Origin of the sequence: Phaeobacter gallaeciensis, from assembly GCF_001678945.1 — a bacterium.
GTDB classification, from domain to species: Bacteria; Pseudomonadota; Alphaproteobacteria; order Rhodobacterales; family Rhodobacteraceae; genus Phycobacter; species Phycobacter gallaeciensis_A.
Window position 1 is genome coordinate 2,244,383 of record NZ_CP015124.1, and the last position, 15,958, is coordinate 2,260,340.

Here is a 15,958-nt window from a genome sequence, read left to right on the forward strand (position 1 = left end):
TCTAACTCCGGTCTGACAGCAATTTGCCGACCAGTTGCGCCGTATAGTCCACGATGGGCACAATCCGTCCGTAGTTCAGGCGGGTCGGGCCAATCACCCCCACCGCGCCAATCACCTTTCGATCCGCGTTCATATAAGGAGACACCACCAAAGAGGAACCCGAAAGTGAGAAAAGTTTGTTCTCCGAGCCAATAAAAATGCGCACGCCCTCGCCCTCTTCGGTGAGTTCCAGGAATTCGGCAATATCCTGCTTGCGCTCCAGATCGTCGAACAGGCTGCGGATCAGATCCAGTTCTTCTGTGACGCCATTATCCGCCAGCAGATTCGCGCGTCCCCGCACGATCAGACGCGCCTGGTCGCTGCCGTCTTCTTCCCAGGCGGCCAGACCGCTTTCGATCAGCTGATGCGCCAGGTTGTCGATCTCCTGCCGCCGGGTGGCGATCTCTTCCTGCATGTCGAGGCGCACGTCACTCAGCGTGCGCCCTTCGACGAGGGCATTCAGGAAATTGGCCGCCTCGCGCATCGAACTGGGCGTCTGCCCCGGCGGCGGGGTGAACAGCCGGTTTTCCACGTGACCATCGGAAAACACCAGCACCACCATCGCTCGGTCATGACCCAGCGAGACGAATTCGATATGGCGGATCTCTGCTTCATGCTTTGGCGTCAGGACCAGCGAGGCACCCTGCGTCACCCCGGAAAGCGCCGCCCCGACACGGTCGAGCATACCGCTCACATCGCCGGAATTGCGACCCAGGGTGGCGTCGATCTTTTCGCGGTCCTGCGCCTTCAGGTCCTCGACCTCCAGCAGGCCATCGACGAACATCCGCAGACCCAGCTGCGTCGGTACCCGTCCGGCGCTGACATGTGGGCTGTCGAGCAGGCCCAGAAACTCCAGATCCTGCATCACGTTGCGTACCGTCGCCGCGCTGACCTTTTCGCTCAGCGACCGGGTCAGGGTACGGCTGCCGACGGGATCGCCGCTTTCCAGATAGGATTCCACGACCGCCCGGAACACATCCCGCGACCGGTCGTTCATGTCTTTCAGGATATTGTTTGCGTCTGTCATGAGCATTTTCGGCGGTTACACGCTACATAGATAGGAAGCCTTCTCCGGATTGCCATTAAAGAGGCCCACACGCAAAGGTCAATCATGCTTGCATACCGCGCGCAGGCAGGGCTATCCGAAGGCCAGCAAAAAAAGGATTACTCATGCGACCCTCTGGACGACAACTGAACGAGATGCGCCCGATTTCCATCGAAACCGGATTCACCAAACATGCCGAGGGATCATGCCTGATTAAGGCGGGTGACACCCATGTTCTGTGCACCGCCACCATCGAAGACCGCGTGCCGCCCTTTATCAAGGGATCCGGCCTTGGCTGGGTGACTGCGGAATACGGCATGCTGCCCCGCGCGACCAACACCCGGATGCGCCGCGAAGCCTCGGCTGGCAAGCAAGGCGGCCGTACCGTCGAAATCCAGCGCCTGATCGGCCGTGCCCTGCGCGCCGGCGTGGACCGCGTGGCCCTGGGTGAACGCCAGATCAGTATCGACTGTGACGTGCTGCAGGCCGATGGCGGCACCCGCTGCGCCTCAATCACCGGCGGCTGGGTGGCCCTGCGTCTGGCAGTCAACAAACTGATGAAGGCCGGCGATGTCAGCATCGACCCGCTGGTCGATCCGGTGGCAGCCGTATCCTGCGGGATCTATGCCGGGCAGCCGGTTCTGGATCTGGACTACCCCGAAGATTCCGAAGCCGGCGTCGATGGCAACTTCATCATGACCGGATCCGGTAAACTGATCGAAGTGCAGATGTCCGCCGAAGGATCGATGTTCTCGCGCGAGCAGATGAATTCCCTGATGGATCTGGCCGCAAAAGGCACCGCCGAGCTGGCAGAAATGCAAAAGGCAGCCTGCGCATGAGCCGGAAGTTTGAAGGCGATCGGCTGTTGATCGCCACGCATAACAAAGGCAAGCTTGAGGAGATGGCGCATCTCCTCAAGCCCTTTGGCGTCTCCGTTGTCGGCGCCGCCGAAATGGATCTGCCAGAACCTGAGGAAACCGAGGACACCTTTGTCGGCAATGCCAAGATCAAGGCGCATGCCGCGGCCAAGGCAACCGGGCTCCCTGCCCTGTCCGATGATTCCGGGATCACCATCGACGGCCTTGATGGGGCACCGGGCGTCTACACCGCAGACTGGGCAGAGACCGGCAATGGCCGCGACTTCATGATGGCCATGACCCGCGCCCACAACGAGCTGGAAGCCAAGAATGCCCCCCACCCGCGTACCGCGCAGTTCCGCTGCACGCTGGTTCTGGCCTGGCCCGATGGTCACGACGAGGTGTTCGAGGGCGTCGCCCCCGGTCATCTGATCTGGCCGATCCGTGGCGAGGCTGGTTTCGGCTATGATCCAATGTTCATTCCCGATGGGCACGACGTGACCTTTGCCGAGATGGACCGCTGGGAAAAGAACAAGATCAGCCATCGCGCCAATGCCGTGGCGAAGTTTATCAAAGGGTGTTTCGGGGAATGACCCATCCCGTGGATGACTGGCGCAATGGGGGCTTTGGCCTCTATGTGCACTGGCCCTTTTGTCAGGCCAAATGCCCCTATTGCGATTTCAACAGCCACGTCACCGCAAATATAGACCAAAGCGTCTGGGTCAAAGCCTATCAATCCGAGCTGGCACGTGTGTCCGAGCAGCTTCAGGGCCGGGTGTTGAATTCGATCTTCTTTGGTGGCGGTACCCCTTCACTGATGCATCCCGACACCGTTGCCGCCGTGATCGAGGCCGCGCGGGATATCTGGCCCTTTGCCAATGACATCGAAATTTCGCTCGAGGCGAATCCCGGATCGGTCGAAGCTGGCAGGTTTGCAGGCTATCGCGACGCAGGAGTGAACCGGGTCTCGATGGGCATTCAGGCGCTCAACGACGCCGACCTGCGCCGCCTTGGCCGTATCCATTCCGTGGGCGAAGCCAAGGCCGCCTTTGACATTGCGCGCAATTGTTTTGACCGCGTCAGTTTCGACCTGATCTATGCCCGGCAAGGTCAGACGCCGCAGGACTGGCAGGCAGAGCTGACCGAAGCACTGTCGATGTCCATCGACCACCTGTCGCTCTATCAGCTGACGATCGAAGAAGGCACCGCCTTTGGCGACCGTTATGCCCGGGGTAAGCTGCGGGACCTGCCCAGCGATGACAGCGCCGCAGACATGTACCAGCTGACACAGGACATCTGCGCCGCCCATGGCATGCCCGCCTATGAGGTTTCCAATCACGCGGTTCCCGGCGCGGAGAGCCGCCACAACCTGATTTACTGGCGCTACGGCGACTATGTGGGCATCGGCCCCGGCGCCCATGGTCGTATCACTCTGGATGGCGCCCGCTATGCCACCGAAACCCACCGCGCCCCCGGTGCCTGGCTGCAAGCCGTTTCTAACGGCTCTGGCGAAAACCTGCGGGAAGCCCTGGAGCGCGAGGATGCCGCTGTCGAATGCCTGATGATGGGGATGCGCCTGCGGGAAGGGCTGGATATGGAGCGCTACGCACAACTCTCTGGCACGCCGCTAAACGCTGACAAGCTGCAGGACCTTGCCAAGATGGGAATGATCTCTATCTCAGAACAAAGACTGCATGCGACGGACAAGGGACGTGCGGTGCTCAACGCGATCCTTCGCGATCTCTTGGTGGACTGACCCAATGCGCTATATCTACGCCGGACTAGGGATTTGTTGCGTAGCATTGGCAATCGTCGGGGTTATCCTTCCCCTGCTCCCCACCGTGCCCTTCTTGCTTCTGGCAACATTCTTTTTCGCAAACTCTTCGGAGCGGCTGCACGACTGGATCATCTCTCACAACATCTTCGGGCCAATGATCCTGGATTGGCGCGAAAACGGTGCCATCCGACCAACCGCAAAAAAGGCGGCAACCGGATCGATTGCCGCCGTCTTTCTGTTGTCTCTGATGCTGGGCGCCCCCTCCCGCATCCTGATTATTCAGGCGGTGGTTCTGTCAGGCGTGTTGACCTTTATCTGGTCGCGCCCTAACGGCTGAGCAGATTGCAAAGCTCATCAAGCTGGTCGAGCGTCTCATAACTGATCGTCACCGAGCCGCTTTCCCCGCCCGCGATATGATCAATCGATACCTTCATCCGCAACATCGCTGACAGATCGCCTTCAAGCGCGCGGGTATCCGCGTCCTTTTCCACCTCTTTGCGCGGTTTTTTCGGAGAAGAGTTGGTAGTGGTACCCGCTGCATCCTTTTTGACCAGATTCTCGGTCGCACGTACGGAGAGTCCGCCTTTGACGATCTTCTTGGCCAGTTCCGATGCATGGTCTGACGTAATCAGCGCCCGCGCGTGGCCCGCGGACAATTTCCGTTCCTGAACAAGCTGTTGCACGTCGGAAGGCAGGTGAAGAAGCCGCACAAGGTTGGCAATATGGCTACGGCTCTTGCCCAACGCCTCAGCCATTTTTTCCTGGGTGTGGCCGAACTTTTCCATCAACTGCTTATAGCTTTGCGCCTCTTCCATCGCATTCAGGTCTGACCGCTGAATGTTTTCGATGATGGCGACTTCGAGCATTTCAACGTCGTCATAGTCCCGGATTAAAACCGGAACCTCATGCAACTGCGCCGCCTGCGCGGCCCGCCAGCGCCGTTCACCAGCCACGATCTCGTACATGCCGCCATCGCGCGGACGCACGATCAGCGGCTGCAAGACGCCCTTTTCCTTGATAGAGGCCGTCAGGTCATCCAGATCTTCTTGAAGAAACTGCCGACGGGGCTGATCAGGGTTGGCGGTAACCTTCTCGATTGGCACCAATACTTCGGCATTGCGGGGTGCTTCGGCTTGGGTGCTGACGGGTTCCGGGTTCACATCGGCCATCAGCGCCGACAATCCACGTCCCAATCCGCGAGGTTTGTTCTTTTTTTCCGTCATGGTGCCCTCCCCTTTATGCTGCCAGTCTTTGATGATTGGCGACTATTTCTTCTGCCAGTGCCCGGTACGCCCGCGCCCCCAGCGAGTTCGTATCGTAGTTCAGGACCGGCAACGCATAGGACGGCGCCTCGCTCACCCGTACGTTCCGGGGAATCACAGTCCGGAAGACCAGCTCACCCAGGTTGTCGCGCGCATCCTGTTCAACCTGTTGCGACAGATTATTGCGACGGTCGTACATCGTTAGCACCACACCCTCGATCCTCAGATCCGAGTTTGCCGCCTGCCGTACCTCACGAATCGTCAGCATTAGCTGCGATACCCCCTCAAGCGCGAAGAACTCACTTTGCAGCGGGATAAGAACCGAATGCGCGGCGACCATGGCATTCACCGTCAGCAGGTTCAGCGACGGCGGGCAATCGATCAGGATGTAATCCCATTCGTATTCGTCCATCGCCGTCTGTCGCAGGGCGTCATGCAATAGGAAGCTGCGTTTTTCGTTGGAAACCAGTTCGATATCGGCGGAACTCAGATCCACCGTCGCCGGAATAACGCAGAGATCCTCGATCTCAGTTGCCCGAATAACCTCGGACAGCGGCGCATCATCAACTAAAAGATCGTAGGTGGTGTAGTCCCGATCATCGGCCTCAATTCCCAGGCCGGTGGATGCATTCCCCTGCGGGTCCAAATCAACGACCAGGACACGCAATCCGCCTTCGACCAGGGCCGCGGCGAGGTTTATTGCCGTCGTTGTCTTACCTACTCCACCCTTTTGATTAGCAACCGCGATGATACGTGGCCCATCCGGGCGGGATAAGTCAGACACGAGCAACTCCCTCTATTTTCAGTACGACCGCGTCGGGTTCAGTTAAACTTGTAATCGGTTCGAAATCGAATCGCCATCGTTGCCGCGCGTTATCCACTTCTTTTTTCCAGTTTGCACCTTTTGGGAACAAGGCGGTGCCTGTCGGGCTGAGGTGACGTTCAGAAAATTCCAGTAGGAGCGACAGATCCGCAAGTGCCCGCGCAGACAGAACATCCGCATTTTGCGGGTCCGCCTGCTCTATTCGCTTTGAAATTACGGTAAGTTTCGCCCCGCACTCCCGTGCCGCCGTACGCAGGAAGGCCGACTTTCGTTGATCCGATTCGATCAGGGTAACCTTGGTATTCGGAGATTCCTCTGCCGCCATAATGGCGACGATAACACCTGGAAGGCCACCGCCACTTCCCATATCAACCCAGTGATTTGGCGGAGAAACACATCGGAAAACCTGAACCGAATCGATGATATGACGGGTCCAAAGGTCATCCAGGCTGTTCCGAGAAACTAGGTTGATCTTCGGATTCCATTTTAGCAAAACTTGTTCGAATATTTTCAGCCGGTCGAGTGTTTCACGTGAAACATTCAGCCGTTCCAACAAAGCTTCGGTTGTCATTCAGTACGGCTCCGTTGGGTGGAACTCTTCCGCAACCTTGCCAAAAGCAGGGCCAGTGCAGCCGGCGTCATCCCATCCAGACGTGCTGCCTGCGCCAGGTTTTCAGGCCGGGCTCGCTCCAGTTTTTGTTGCAACTCGTTGGAAAGACCTTCGATCCCGACGTATTCAAAATCCCTCGGGATCAGATAGCTCTCATCCCGCTTTAGCGCTGCGATCTCTCGCTCCTGCCGGTCGATGTAATTTGCATAAAGCGCGTCACGCTCCAACTGACGTCGTGTTGTAGTATCGCTGTTCGCGAGTTCAGGTAGCAAAGGAAAAAGATCTTCGAACGACACATCAGGAAACGCCAGGACGTCCAAGCCGGTCCGTTTATTGCCATCCTGATTTACGCGGATACCAGCCTCGGAAACCTGTTTTGGAGTGAAAACCGACTCAGTCAGAACATCACGCGCAGCATCCAGGCGCTCCATCTTCTTTTGGAACATTTCTTTGCGGGCCTGCCCCGCGCAGCCGACTTCAATCGCCAGAGGCGTGAGGCGCTGATCCGCATTGTCGGCCCGAAGGGACAAACGGAATTCCGCACGGGAAGTAAACATCCGGTAGGGTTCCGTCACGCCATTCGTGGTCAGGTCATCAACCATAACCCCAATGTAGCTGCCGGAGCGACCAAAGATAATCGGGTCCTCCTCCCTACTCCGCCGCGCAGCATTGAGGCCTGCGACCAGGCCCTGTGCAGCGGCCTCTTCATATCCGGTTGTACCGTTAATTTGTCCAGCTAAGAACAAGCCGGGAACTTCCTTGAGTTCTAAACCCAGTGTTAGCGCCCGCGGATCAATGTAATCGTACTCAATGGCATATCCGGGTTGAATGATCTTGGCGTCTTCCAGGCCAAAGATCGAATGCACGTAGTCCTCTTGAACATCCACCGGCAGGCTTGTCGAAATCCCGTTTGGATAAACGGTGTTATCGTCGACGCCCTCTGGTTCCAAAAAGATTTGGTGCGATGTTTTATCAGCGAACCTGACGACCTTGTCTTCAATCGACGGGCAATACCGCGGTCCGACCCCTTCGATATGACCGCCGTACATAGCAGATCGTTCAAGGTTTTCCCGAATGATCTCATGCGTCTTTTCGTTGGTGTGCGTGATACCGCAGGACACCTGTTTTGCGGTCACCTGCGTGGTTGCAAAGGAAAAGAACGTTGGATCATCATCCCCGGGCTGCGATTCCAATTCATCCCAACGAATCGTTGTGCCGTCCAACCGAGGCGGCGTACCGGTCTTGAGGCGTCCCAACGGTAATTCAAAGCTATCGAGACGCTCTGCCAGGCTGACCGACGGCTTGTCGCCCATACGGCCGCCAGGTCGCGACACATCTCCGATATGAATAACACCACGCAGAAACGTCCCGGAGGTAAGAATGACAGCCTTCGCCGGGATTTGAGATCCATCTGCCAAGACGACGCCGGTTACCGATTGGCCGGACATGATGAAATCGGTCGCTTCACCTTCGATAATGTCGAGACAGTCCTGCTGTTCGGTAAGCTTGAGCATCTCCCGACGATAGATTGCTCGGTCGGACTGGGCGCGAGGGCCCTGGACGGCTGGTCCCTTCCGCCGATTCAGGAGTCGGAACTGAATGCCAGCGAGATCGGCAACACGACCCATGACGCCGTCAAGAGCGTCAATTTCCCGTACGAGGTGGCCTTTGCCCAAACCGCCAATAGCCGGGTTACAGGACATAACACCGATGCCTTCGCGTTTTAACGTGATCAGCGCGGTGTTTACACCCATCCGAGCCGCCGCATGAGCAGCTTCGGTGCCGGCGTGACCACCGCCGATTACAACAACGTCATAGGCTGAATGTTTCACGTGAAACACTCCTCATTTTCCAAGGCAGAAACTAGAAAAAATCTCATCCAGGAGATTTTCAACTCCGACACGTCCAACCAACAGTTCAAGCGATCGGATTGCTGATCGCATATCCTCAGCCGCAAGATCATAGTGCTCCGGTCCCAGTTCGAGAACCGATTGCGCCTGATGTAAGCTCTTCAACGCGGAAGACAAAGCCTCCCTGTGGCGATTTCGGGTGGAGATCCCTGGATGAGCCGAGCGCGACTTCAAAACCGTCGCAATGTGCTCAACTAGCCTATCGATCCCCTGCCCCGTTTTCCCGGAAATTGCATCTTCCGCATCATCCCGAGCATCCGCTTTTGGCAGCAGGCGAATATCTCCGTCCTGCATTTCCACGTCAGGCGTTTCGCTAGCTTCTGCCAGAAACACACGGATATCAGCATTCTCGGCCCTCTTCCGCGCCAAGGCAATACCAATGCTTTCGACGTGATCCTCGGTATCGCGCAGGCCGGCTGTGTCCAGAAGCGTGACCGGAAGGCCAGCGAGATCCATCTTCACTTCGATAATATCCCGCGTGGTGCCAGCGTATTCCGACGTAATGGCTGCCTCACGTCCCGCAAGCGCATTCAGAAGCGTCGATTTCCCGACGTTTGGCGCACCAACGATGGCCACCTCAAACCCAGAGCGGATGCGCTCGGCGATTTTGACGCCGGCGACCTCGGTTTCCAAATCCTTTTGAACGCCTGCAAGGAGGCTCGATACCTCGGGCGTAACGTCCACCGGAACCTCTTCATCCGCGAAATCAATGGTGACTTCGATCAAAGAGGCTGCCCGGATCAGATCGTCTCGCCAACGTTCTGCCAATTTCCCGATCGCGCCCGAGAGAACCACCTGGGCCTGTTTACGCTGCGCTTCGGTTTCGGCGTCGATCAGATCGGCAAGGCCTTCGACCTGTGCCAAGTCCAACTGCCCGTTCTCCAGCGCTCTTCGAGTGAACTCACCGGGCTCTGCATGACGCAGTCCGTCGAGCTGCCCCAGCCTTTCCAGAAGAGCGGACACCACAGCCGTACTGCCATGGACCTGAAACTCGACGACATCTTCCCCGGTAAAGCTATGCGGTGCGGCGAAAGACAGCACCAGCGCCTCATCCAGAGGGCTGCCTGCCGCATCAGTCAGAACCCGCAGACCCCGCCCGGGAACCGGCACAGGGGTTTTGGACAGCGCATTCATCGCCTCCAGGGCTTGGGGGCCGGAGACACGAACAACCGATACCCCGGCCTTCCCCTGAGCAGAGGCCAACGCAAAGATCGTATCCATGTGTGGCCGTCCTTTCCTGAGCTGCCGGGTTCTAGGTGTTCATCGAGTCGAAGAATTCAGAATTGGATTTCGTCTGTTTCAGCTTCGAGAGCAGGAATTCAATGGCGTCCGTGGTACCCATCGGGTTGAGAATTCGCCGCAAAACAAAGGTCTTAGCCAGATCCCCCTTGTCGACAAGCAGGTCTTCCTTCCGGGTGCCCGACTTGAGAATATCGATCGCCGGGAAGACGCGTTTGTCGGCAATTTTACGATCCAGGACCAGTTCGGAGTTACCGGTACCTTTGAATTCTTCGAAGATGACCTCGTCCATGCGGCTGCCGGTATCGATCAGCGCGGTTGCGATAATGGTCAGCGATCCGCCTTCTTCGATGTTCCGGGCAGCACCGAAGAAGCGTTTCGGCCGCTGCAGGGCGTTGGCGTCGACACCGCCGGTCAAAACCTTACCCGAGGACGGAACCACGGTGTTAAAGGCCCTACCAAGTCTTGTGATCGAGTCCAAAAGAATCACAACATCTCGTTTGTGCTCAACCAGACGCTTGGCCTTTTCGATGACCATTTCCGATACTGCAACGTGGCGCGTTGCCGGCTCGTCAAAGGTGGAGGAAACGACCTCGCCCTTGACCGAACGCTGCATGTCGGTGACCTCTTCCGGGCGTTCGTCGATCAGCAGGACGATCAGGTAGCATTCCGGATGGTTCTTCTCGATCGAGTTCGCAATGTTCTGCAAAATCACGGTCTTACCAGTCCGCGGCGGCGCCACGATCAGGGAGCGCTGACCTTTACCGATGGGCGCGACCAGGTCGATCACACGCGCGGATTTATCCTTGATCGTGGGATCTTCGACCTCCATTTTCAGCCGCTCATCCGGGTACAGCGGCGTCAGGTTGTCGAACGCGATCTTGTGACGGGCCTTTTCAGGATCTTCAAAATTGATCTTGGTGACATTGGTCAGCGCGAAATAGCGTTCATTTTCCAGTGGCGCCTTGATCTGCCCTTCGACGGTATCGCCAGTGCGCAGAGAATACTGACGAATCATGTCGGGCGAGACGTAGATATCATCGGGACCGGGCAGGTAGTTCGCTTCGGGCGAGCGCAAGAAACCGAATCCGTCTTGCAGAACTTCCAGAACGCCGTCGCCGGCAATGTCCCATCCTTCATCTGCGCGTTCACGCAGGATCTGGAACATCATCTCGCCCTTGCGCATGGTCGAGGCGTTTTCGATCTCCAGATCTTCAGCCATGGACAAAAGGTCCTTGGGGCTTTTGGCTTTCAGATCGGAAAGATTCAGGGATTGGACGGTCATCTACATACAGCCTTTGCGTCCCCGGCATCGGGGAGAGGTGTCATTATCAAATCGGAAGACACGAATGCCCGGACGGGCCCGTTGAGGGCCATACATAGGGGCATGTCCACGATGAGTCAAATACCGCCTCAGAGACCGCCTGAGGCAATGCTGACAACTGTGGCACGCCCGACCCTGTCAGGGGCGTAAGATCGGCCTCAGAACTTGAAAATGACCGATATGACGATGACCACCATCAGGAGCGTCGGCACTTCATTTGCCATCCTGAACTGTCTTCCCGTCAGGCGGTTCCGCCCGGCTTCGAAATCCTTGATGCGCCAGACAAGCCAGGTGTGAAACAGCGTCATACCGATCACACAGGCGCCTTTGGTCCAAGGCCATATATAGGACCAGTCGATCATGCCCGGCGTAAAGACGATGAAAAGGCCGGCGAGCCAGGCGGTGTGCATCGCAGGGCGCATGATCACCTTCATGAGCTTCTGTTCCATGGTCAGGAACACCGGACCCGTCTCTGGCACCTTCACAGCCTGCTCCACGTGATACACGAACAGACGTGGGAGATAGAAGAGACCCGCCATCCAGCTGAGCACGGCCATGATATGGAGCGACTTTGCATAGGGGTACAGGGTGTACATCCAGTCTGTCAGGTCCATGCGTGTCTTCTCCGCCGTTCGTTTGGGTCACCCTAAAATAAATAAGAAAGATTTAAAGGATGATGTTTTTGTAGGGCCCCCTGTTTTCCGTGGATTACTGAGTGCTTCCTCCCCTTATCCCCAGCGTGGACAAGATTCCACCAGCTGGCGGCTTGAAAGGGTATAAGAATCCTTAACGGCCTTTGTTTTATGGATCGTTAAGTGATCCTTAATCTTGAGCATCGTGGGGATAACTAAGGGATCGATTGTGAAGTTCTGGGATATCCCCGGGTTTGAAGTTATCCCAATCCACGCGGGATGGATGCGGGTGAAACTGGGATGGAATCCGGGCTTTGCCTGTGGGCTTGCCAAAACCGGGGAAAACCATACAAAACGTCCTTAACTTCCGAACCGCTTTCCCACGGGGTTTTCCACATGACTGCCCACATCGTGCTCGCCTCCGGGTCTAGTATCAGGGCCCAGCTGCTGCGGCAGGCAGGCATTCCCTTTGAAACAGATGTGCCGCGTCTTGATGAAGATAGCATCAAGGCAGCCTTGCTGGCAGAGGGCGCGCCGCCCCGGGATATCGCCGATGCCCTGGCCGAGGCAAAAGCCCGCAAGATCAGCAGTAAACATCCTGGTCAGATGGTGATCGGCTGCGATCAGGTACTTGATTTCAAGGGAAAACTTCTGTCCAAACCGCGTTCTGCCGAAGAGGCACTGTCGCAGCTTTGTGAGATGCGCGGACAGCGGCATATGCTATTGTCCGCGGCGGTGATCTACCGCGATGGAGAACCATTGTGGCGCCACGTCGGTCAGGTCCGGTTGCTGATGCGCAAAGCCTCGGATGAGTATCTGCGTGATTATGTGGACCGCAACTGGGACAGCATCCGCCACGCCGTTGGCGCCTACAAACTGGAAGAGGAAGGCGTGCGGCTGTTCGCCAGTATCGATGGTAGCTATTTTAATGTCTTGGGCCTGCCGCTGACTGAACTTATAAACTACCTTGGACTGCAGGGGATTATCGATCAATGAATGCCGTGAAGATACCTCTGGCCGGGGTCATTGGATGCCCGGTGGCCCATTCACGTTCGCCGCAGATCCAGAACCATTGGCTCCGCAAATACGGAATCGCCGGACATTATGTGCCGATGCACGTGGAACCGCAGGATCTTGAAACTGTGATCCGCGCGCTGCCAAAGGCCGGCTTTGTCGGGGCTAATGTGACCTTACCACACAAGGAAACGGTGATGACAATCGCCGACAAGGTTACGGACCGTGCCACGCTGATGGGGGCGGCGAACACGTTGATCTTCCGCGAAGATGGATCGGTTCTGGCTGATAATACAGATGGGTATGGGTTTATCACCAATCTGCATCAGGGTGCACCGGATTGGAAACCGGACGCGGGCCCTGCGGTGGTTCTGGGCGCCGGCGGCGCCTGCCGCGCGGTGGTTGCCTCGCTGATCGAGGCTGGCGTGACCGAGATCATGCTGACCAACCGAACCCGCGAACGGGCGGACAAGCTGCACAAAGAATTCGGCAAACGTATCAAGGTCGTGGATTGGGTTCTGGCCGGCAATATCGTCGAAGAAGCCGCGCTGGTGGTGAATACCACCTCCCTAGGAATGGAAGGGAAGCCGCGGCTGCGGGTGCCGATGGACGGTTTGCGCCCGGGCTGCGTTGTGACCGATCTGGTCTATACCCCGCTGAAAACAGATATGCTGCAAGCCGCAGAGGACGCAGGTTGCACCGTTGTCGACGGTCTCGGAATGCTGCTGCACCAGGCTGTTCCGGGCTTTGAACGCTGGTTTGGCAAACGGCCCGAAGTGGATGAGGAAACACGGGCGGCAGCACTGGCATGACGTTTAAACTGGGTCTCACCGGCTCCATCGGAATGGGCAAAAGCACCACGGCAAAGATCTTTGCCGAACTGGGCTGCACGGTCTGGGATGCGGATGCGGCGGTGCATCGTCTTTATATGCCAGGCGGCGCCGCTGTCGCCCCAATGCAGGCGCAGTTTCCGGAGGCGATTGTCGACGGTGCGGTGGATCGTGCCGCGCTGAAGGACATCATTGCCCGCGACCCCTCTGCCCTGCCCCGGATCGAAAAGATCGTGCATCCGCTGGTTGGGGAAGACCGCGCCGAATTTCGTCGCACTGCAGAGAGCGATATCCTCGTCTTCGACATCCCGCTGTTGTTTGAAACTGGCGGTGAGGCAGCGATGGATGCCGTGGCCTGCGTCACCGTGGATGCGGAAACCCAGAAACAACGGGTTCTGGACCGTGGCACAATGACGGTTGAGCAATTCGAGCAGATCCTGCAGACACAGATGCCAATCGAAGAGAAACGCGCCCGCGCCGATTACGTGATCGAGACTGACACGCTGGAACACGCCCGCGCGCAGGTGGAACAGATCCTGGCCGAGATCAGGGGAAAGATGGCAGATGCGTGAGATCGTTCTGGATACCGAGACCACGGGGTTCGACCCGTTTTCCGGGGATCGGATCGTCGAAATCGGTGCGGTGGAACTCTATAATCATATGCCCACCGGCAAGACCTATCACGAATACATCAACCCCGAACGTGACATGCCAGAGGAAGCCTTTGGCGTGCACGGCATCGGCCCGGACCTGCTGAGCCCGCCGCAAACACCGGCGCCCGGTGCCGTTACCCTGCGGGACAAGCCTGTTTTTGCCAAAATCGGTCAGGGGTTTCTGGATTTTGTCGGTGATGCCCGGCTGGTGATCCACAACGCCAGCTTTGACATGAAGTTCCTGAACGCGGAACTGGGCTGGTTGAACCTGCCGCAACTGCCGATGGAACAGGCGATCGACACGCTGGCCATGGCGCGCAAACGGTTTCCCGGCTCGCCGGCAACGCTGGATGCCCTGTGCCGCCGGTTCAGCATCGACAACTCCAACCGGACCCTGCACGGCGCTTTGCTCGACTCCGAAATCCTGGCCGAGGTTTATCTGGAGCTGATCGGCGGCCGCCAGCCTGATTTCGCTCTGTCCAGCAGCGGCAGCGGATCGGATACCGCAGCGGTAGACAGCAATTGGCGCCCGGAACCACGGCCCACTCCCCTGCCCTCGCGCCTGACGGCCGAGGAAAAAGCCGCGCATGATGCCTTTGTGGAAAAACTGGGCGAAGACGCGCTTTGGGTTTCGGCACAGTCCTGAAATATTGTCCCGATAAATAAAAAACGCTGTCGGCCTGACCGACAGCGTTTGAATTTTCAAAGCAATAGCGTGGCTTATTGCGTCGGCTGGGTTTCGGCCTGACGGCGTGCCAGCTCGTTGCGGTAGATCGCAACGAAGTCGATGTTGTCGAGGTTCAGCGGCGGGAAGCCACCGTCGCGGGTCACGTCGGACACGATGCGGCGCAGGAACGGGAAGGTCATGCGCGGGCATTCGATCAGCAGGAAGGGGTGCAGTTGGTCGTCCGGAACACCCTGAATGTTGAAGACGCCGACATATTCCAGCTCCAGAACGAACAGAACCTCGCCGCCGTCCTTGTTCTTGGACTCGACGGTCAGTTTGGTCATCACTTCGTACTGATGATCTGCTGCGCGTTTCTTGGCGTCCAGATTGACCTGAACGTTCACGTCGGGCTGAACTTCACCGGCAGCGCCCTTTTGCGCCATCACGTTTTCGAACGACATGTCGCGAATGAACTGACCCAGAATGTTCATCTGGACCTGGGGCTGCTGCGGGGCTGCTGCTGCGCCCTCTGGGGTGTCGTTTTCGGCCATGGAGATACTCCTGAAAATATATCTTTGCCGATTGCTTAGCAGCTTGGCGCGGGTATCTCAACGGTCTGTCCAACAGTGGCAAACAGCGTGGCGCAACAGGCTTTGACTGTGCCCTATTTTGGGCCGTCTTCCGGGCCTTTTACCCAGCCGGAGGAGCCATCCCCGGGGCGTCTGGGCGTCACATCTTCGTATTCGCCGTCGATCACATCGCCGGGCTGCCCGGGACGCCGTTGCCCGGGCTGCTGCGCATGGCCATGGGGGCCGTGGGGCCCACCGGGCCGGGCCTGTCCAGATCCCATTCCGGCGCCCATTTCAAACCGTGCGACGGTCACCCGTTTGCTGATGTAGCGGAACATCGCAAGCCGCACCGGCGGCATCAGCAGTGCAAAACCGACCGCATCGGTGAAAAACCCGGGCGTCAGGAGCAAGGCGCCGGCGAATAGGATCATCGCCCCATGCGCCAGCGGTTCAGCCGGGTCCGACAGGGTCTGGAACGAGGACCGCAACTGCCCCATGGCCAGCCGCCCCTGCGAGCGCACAAGCGAGGTTCCCAGAATGGCGGTCAGCACCACGATGGCCAGCGTTGGCCACAGTCCGATCATCCCGCCAACCTGTACAAACAGGGCGATTTCAACCAGTGGCACCATCAGAAAGGCCAGAAAAAGATACATTTTGGGGTCCTTGGATCTTGCGCTGAACGGTGGACTTGGCCCCACCCGTCACCT

18 protein-coding genes are annotated in these 15,958 nt (G+C 57.8%); 8 read left to right on the top strand and 10 right to left on the bottom strand.

The genetic code is table 11. From position 1 onward, the window contains the following. Window position 1: 1 nt before the first annotated feature. Window positions 2–1,066 (bottom strand): heat-inducible transcriptional repressor HrcA, encoded by a 1,065-nt coding sequence (gene hrcA / locus JL2886_RS10725; protein ID WP_065271993.1) that lies wholly within the window; start codon window positions 1,064–1,066, stop codon window positions 2–4. A gap of 143 nt (window positions 1,067–1,209) precedes the next feature. On the opposite strand from hrcA, the gene rph reads away from it, so the two are divergent. Genes rph through JL2886_RS10745 form a run of 4 tightly spaced genes read left to right on the top strand, consistent with a single transcriptional unit; the run spans window position 1,210 to window position 4,055 of the window. Then, a complete protein-coding gene (rph, locus tag JL2886_RS10730; protein ID WP_065271994.1) occupies window positions 1,210–1,923 on the top strand; it encodes a ribonuclease PH in 714 nt (237 codons plus the stop codon). Continuing rightward, window positions 1,920–2,534, top strand: a complete 615-nt coding sequence (gene rdgB / locus JL2886_RS10735) for an RdgB/HAM1 family non-canonical purine NTP pyrophosphatase (RefSeq protein WP_065271995.1) — start codon at window positions 1,920–1,922, stop codon at window positions 2,532–2,534. The genes rph and rdgB overlap by 4 nt, the downstream gene beginning before the upstream one ends. An 8-nt stretch (window positions 2,535–2,542) precedes the next feature. Next, the gene (gene hemW / locus JL2886_RS10740; protein WP_065273646.1) at window positions 2,543–3,697 is read left to right on the top strand and encodes a radical SAM family heme chaperone HemW; all 1,155 of its coding nucleotides are present in this window, start codon (window positions 2,543–2,545) and stop codon (window positions 3,695–3,697) included. Between the two features lie 4 nt (window positions 3,698–3,701). Further along, window positions 3,702–4,055: a YbaN family protein gene (locus JL2886_RS10745; protein WP_065271996.1), complete on the top strand. Its 354-nt coding sequence runs from the start codon at window positions 3,702–3,704 to the stop codon at window positions 4,053–4,055. Here the strand turns inward: JL2886_RS10745 and JL2886_RS10750 are convergent. The 7 genes from JL2886_RS10750 to JL2886_RS10780 form a co-directional block, all read right to left on the bottom strand. Beyond that, on the bottom strand, window positions 4,045–4,941 hold the full coding sequence (locus tag JL2886_RS10750) for a ParB/RepB/Spo0J family partition protein (RefSeq protein ID WP_065271997.1): 897 nt from the start codon (window positions 4,939–4,941) through the stop codon (window positions 4,045–4,047). The two genes, JL2886_RS10745 and JL2886_RS10750, sit on opposite strands and share 11 nt — an antisense overlap. A gap of 13 nt (window positions 4,942–4,954) precedes the next feature. After that, window positions 4,955–5,764, bottom strand: a complete 810-nt coding sequence (locus JL2886_RS10755; RefSeq protein ID WP_065273647.1) for a ParA family protein — start codon at window positions 5,762–5,764, stop codon at window positions 4,955–4,957. After that, a complete protein-coding gene (gene rsmG / locus JL2886_RS10760) occupies window positions 5,757–6,374 on the bottom strand; it encodes a 16S rRNA (guanine(527)-N(7))-methyltransferase RsmG (RefSeq protein ID WP_065271998.1) in 618 nt (205 codons plus the stop codon). The genes JL2886_RS10755 and rsmG overlap by 8 nt, the downstream gene beginning before the upstream one ends. Beyond that, window positions 6,371–8,245, bottom strand: coding sequence for a tRNA uridine-5-carboxymethylaminomethyl(34) synthesis enzyme MnmG (mnmG, locus tag JL2886_RS10765; protein WP_065273648.1), 1,875 nt, complete (start codon window positions 8,243–8,245; stop codon window positions 6,371–6,373). The genes rsmG and mnmG overlap by 4 nt, the downstream gene beginning before the upstream one ends. A gap of 12 nt (window positions 8,246–8,257) precedes the next feature. After that, complete coding sequence (mnmE, locus tag JL2886_RS10770; protein ID WP_065271999.1) at window positions 8,258–9,544, bottom strand: tRNA uridine-5-carboxymethylaminomethyl(34) synthesis GTPase MnmE; 1,287 nt, start codon at window positions 9,542–9,544, stop codon at window positions 8,258–8,260. Window positions 9,545–9,575: 31 nt separating this feature from the next. Continuing rightward, window positions 9,576–10,847 (bottom strand): transcription termination factor Rho, encoded by a 1,272-nt coding sequence (gene rho / locus JL2886_RS10775; protein WP_065272000.1) that lies wholly within the window; start codon window positions 10,845–10,847, stop codon window positions 9,576–9,578. 197 nt (window positions 10,848–11,044) lie between these two features. Then, entirely contained in the window at window positions 11,045–11,500 is a 456-nt protein-coding gene (locus tag JL2886_RS10780) for a CopD family protein (RefSeq protein ID WP_065272001.1), read from the bottom strand. 414 nt (window positions 11,501–11,914) lie between these two features. On the opposite strand from JL2886_RS10780, the gene JL2886_RS10785 reads away from it, so the two are divergent. The 4 genes from JL2886_RS10785 to dnaQ are packed head-to-tail and all read left to right on the top strand — an operon-like array spanning window position 11,915 to window position 14,661. Continuing rightward, window positions 11,915–12,514 (top strand): Maf family protein, encoded by a 600-nt coding sequence (locus JL2886_RS10785; RefSeq protein ID WP_065272002.1) that lies wholly within the window; start codon window positions 11,915–11,917, stop codon window positions 12,512–12,514. Next, entirely contained in the window at window positions 12,511–13,344 is an 834-nt protein-coding gene (locus JL2886_RS10790; protein ID WP_065272003.1) for a shikimate dehydrogenase, read from the top strand. Before JL2886_RS10785 ends, JL2886_RS10790 begins: the two co-directional genes overlap by 4 nt. Then, a complete protein-coding gene (gene coaE / locus JL2886_RS10795) occupies window positions 13,341–13,934 on the top strand; it encodes a dephospho-CoA kinase (RefSeq protein ID WP_065272004.1) in 594 nt (197 codons plus the stop codon). The genes JL2886_RS10790 and coaE overlap by 4 nt, the downstream gene beginning before the upstream one ends. Continuing rightward, window positions 13,927–14,661, top strand: a complete 735-nt coding sequence (dnaQ, locus tag JL2886_RS10800; RefSeq protein ID WP_065272005.1) for a DNA polymerase III subunit epsilon — start codon at window positions 13,927–13,929, stop codon at window positions 14,659–14,661. The genes coaE and dnaQ overlap by 8 nt, the downstream gene beginning before the upstream one ends. 74 nt (window positions 14,662–14,735) lie before the next feature. Here the strand turns inward: dnaQ and secB are convergent, their stop codons facing one another. Both secB and JL2886_RS10810 read right to left on the bottom strand, forming a co-directional pair. Next, window positions 14,736–15,233, bottom strand: a complete 498-nt coding sequence (gene secB, locus JL2886_RS10805) for a protein-export chaperone SecB (RefSeq protein WP_065272006.1) — start codon at window positions 15,231–15,233, stop codon at window positions 14,736–14,738. A 113-nt stretch (window positions 15,234–15,346) separates the two neighbouring features. Continuing rightward, entirely contained in the window at window positions 15,347–15,904 is a 558-nt protein-coding gene (locus JL2886_RS10810; RefSeq protein ID WP_065272007.1) for an FxsA family protein, read from the bottom strand. Between the last annotated feature and the right edge of the window lie 54 nt (window positions 15,905–15,958).

Bases quoted from the DNA above. Each gene is read 5' to 3' on its own strand.
- hrcA (WP_065271993.1), bottom strand. From the start codon at position 1,066: ATGACAGACGCAAACAATATCCTGAAAGACATGAACGACCGGTCGCGG.
- rph (WP_065271994.1), top strand. From the start codon at position 1,210: ATGCGACCCTCTGGACGACAACTGAACGAGATGCGCCCGATTTCCATC.
- rdgB (WP_065271995.1), top strand. From the start codon at position 1,920: ATGAGCCGGAAGTTTGAAGGCGATCGGCTGTTGATCGCCACGCATAAC.
- JL2886_RS10745 (WP_065271996.1), top strand. From the start codon at position 3,702: ATGCGCTATATCTACGCCGGACTAGGGATTTGTTGCGTAGCATTGGCA.
- JL2886_RS10750 (WP_065271997.1), bottom strand. From the start codon at position 4,941: ATGACGGAAAAAAAGAACAAACCTCGCGGATTGGGACGTGGATTGTCG.
- rsmG (WP_065271998.1), bottom strand. From the start codon at position 6,374: ATGACAACCGAAGCTTTGTTGGAACGGCTGAATGTTTCACGTGAAACA.
- mnmE (WP_065271999.1), bottom strand. From the start codon at position 9,544: ATGGATACGATCTTTGCGTTGGCCTCTGCTCAGGGGAAGGCCGGGGTA.
- rho (WP_065272000.1), bottom strand. From the start codon at position 10,847: ATGACCGTCCAATCCCTGAATCTTTCCGATCTGAAAGCCAAAAGCCCC.
- JL2886_RS10780 (WP_065272001.1), bottom strand. From the start codon at position 11,500: ATGGACCTGACAGACTGGATGTACACCCTGTACCCCTATGCAAAGTCG.
- JL2886_RS10785 (WP_065272002.1), top strand. From the start codon at position 11,915: ATGACTGCCCACATCGTGCTCGCCTCCGGGTCTAGTATCAGGGCCCAG.
- JL2886_RS10790 (WP_065272003.1), top strand. From the start codon at position 12,511: ATGAATGCCGTGAAGATACCTCTGGCCGGGGTCATTGGATGCCCGGTG.
- coaE (WP_065272004.1), top strand. From the start codon at position 13,341: ATGACGTTTAAACTGGGTCTCACCGGCTCCATCGGAATGGGCAAAAGC.
- dnaQ (WP_065272005.1), top strand. From the start codon at position 13,927: ATGCGTGAGATCGTTCTGGATACCGAGACCACGGGGTTCGACCCGTTT.
- secB (WP_065272006.1), bottom strand. From the start codon at position 15,233: ATGGCCGAAAACGACACCCCAGAGGGCGCAGCAGCAGCCCCGCAGCAG.
- JL2886_RS10810 (WP_065272007.1), bottom strand. From the start codon at position 15,904: ATGTATCTTTTTCTGGCCTTTCTGATGGTGCCACTGGTTGAAATCGCC.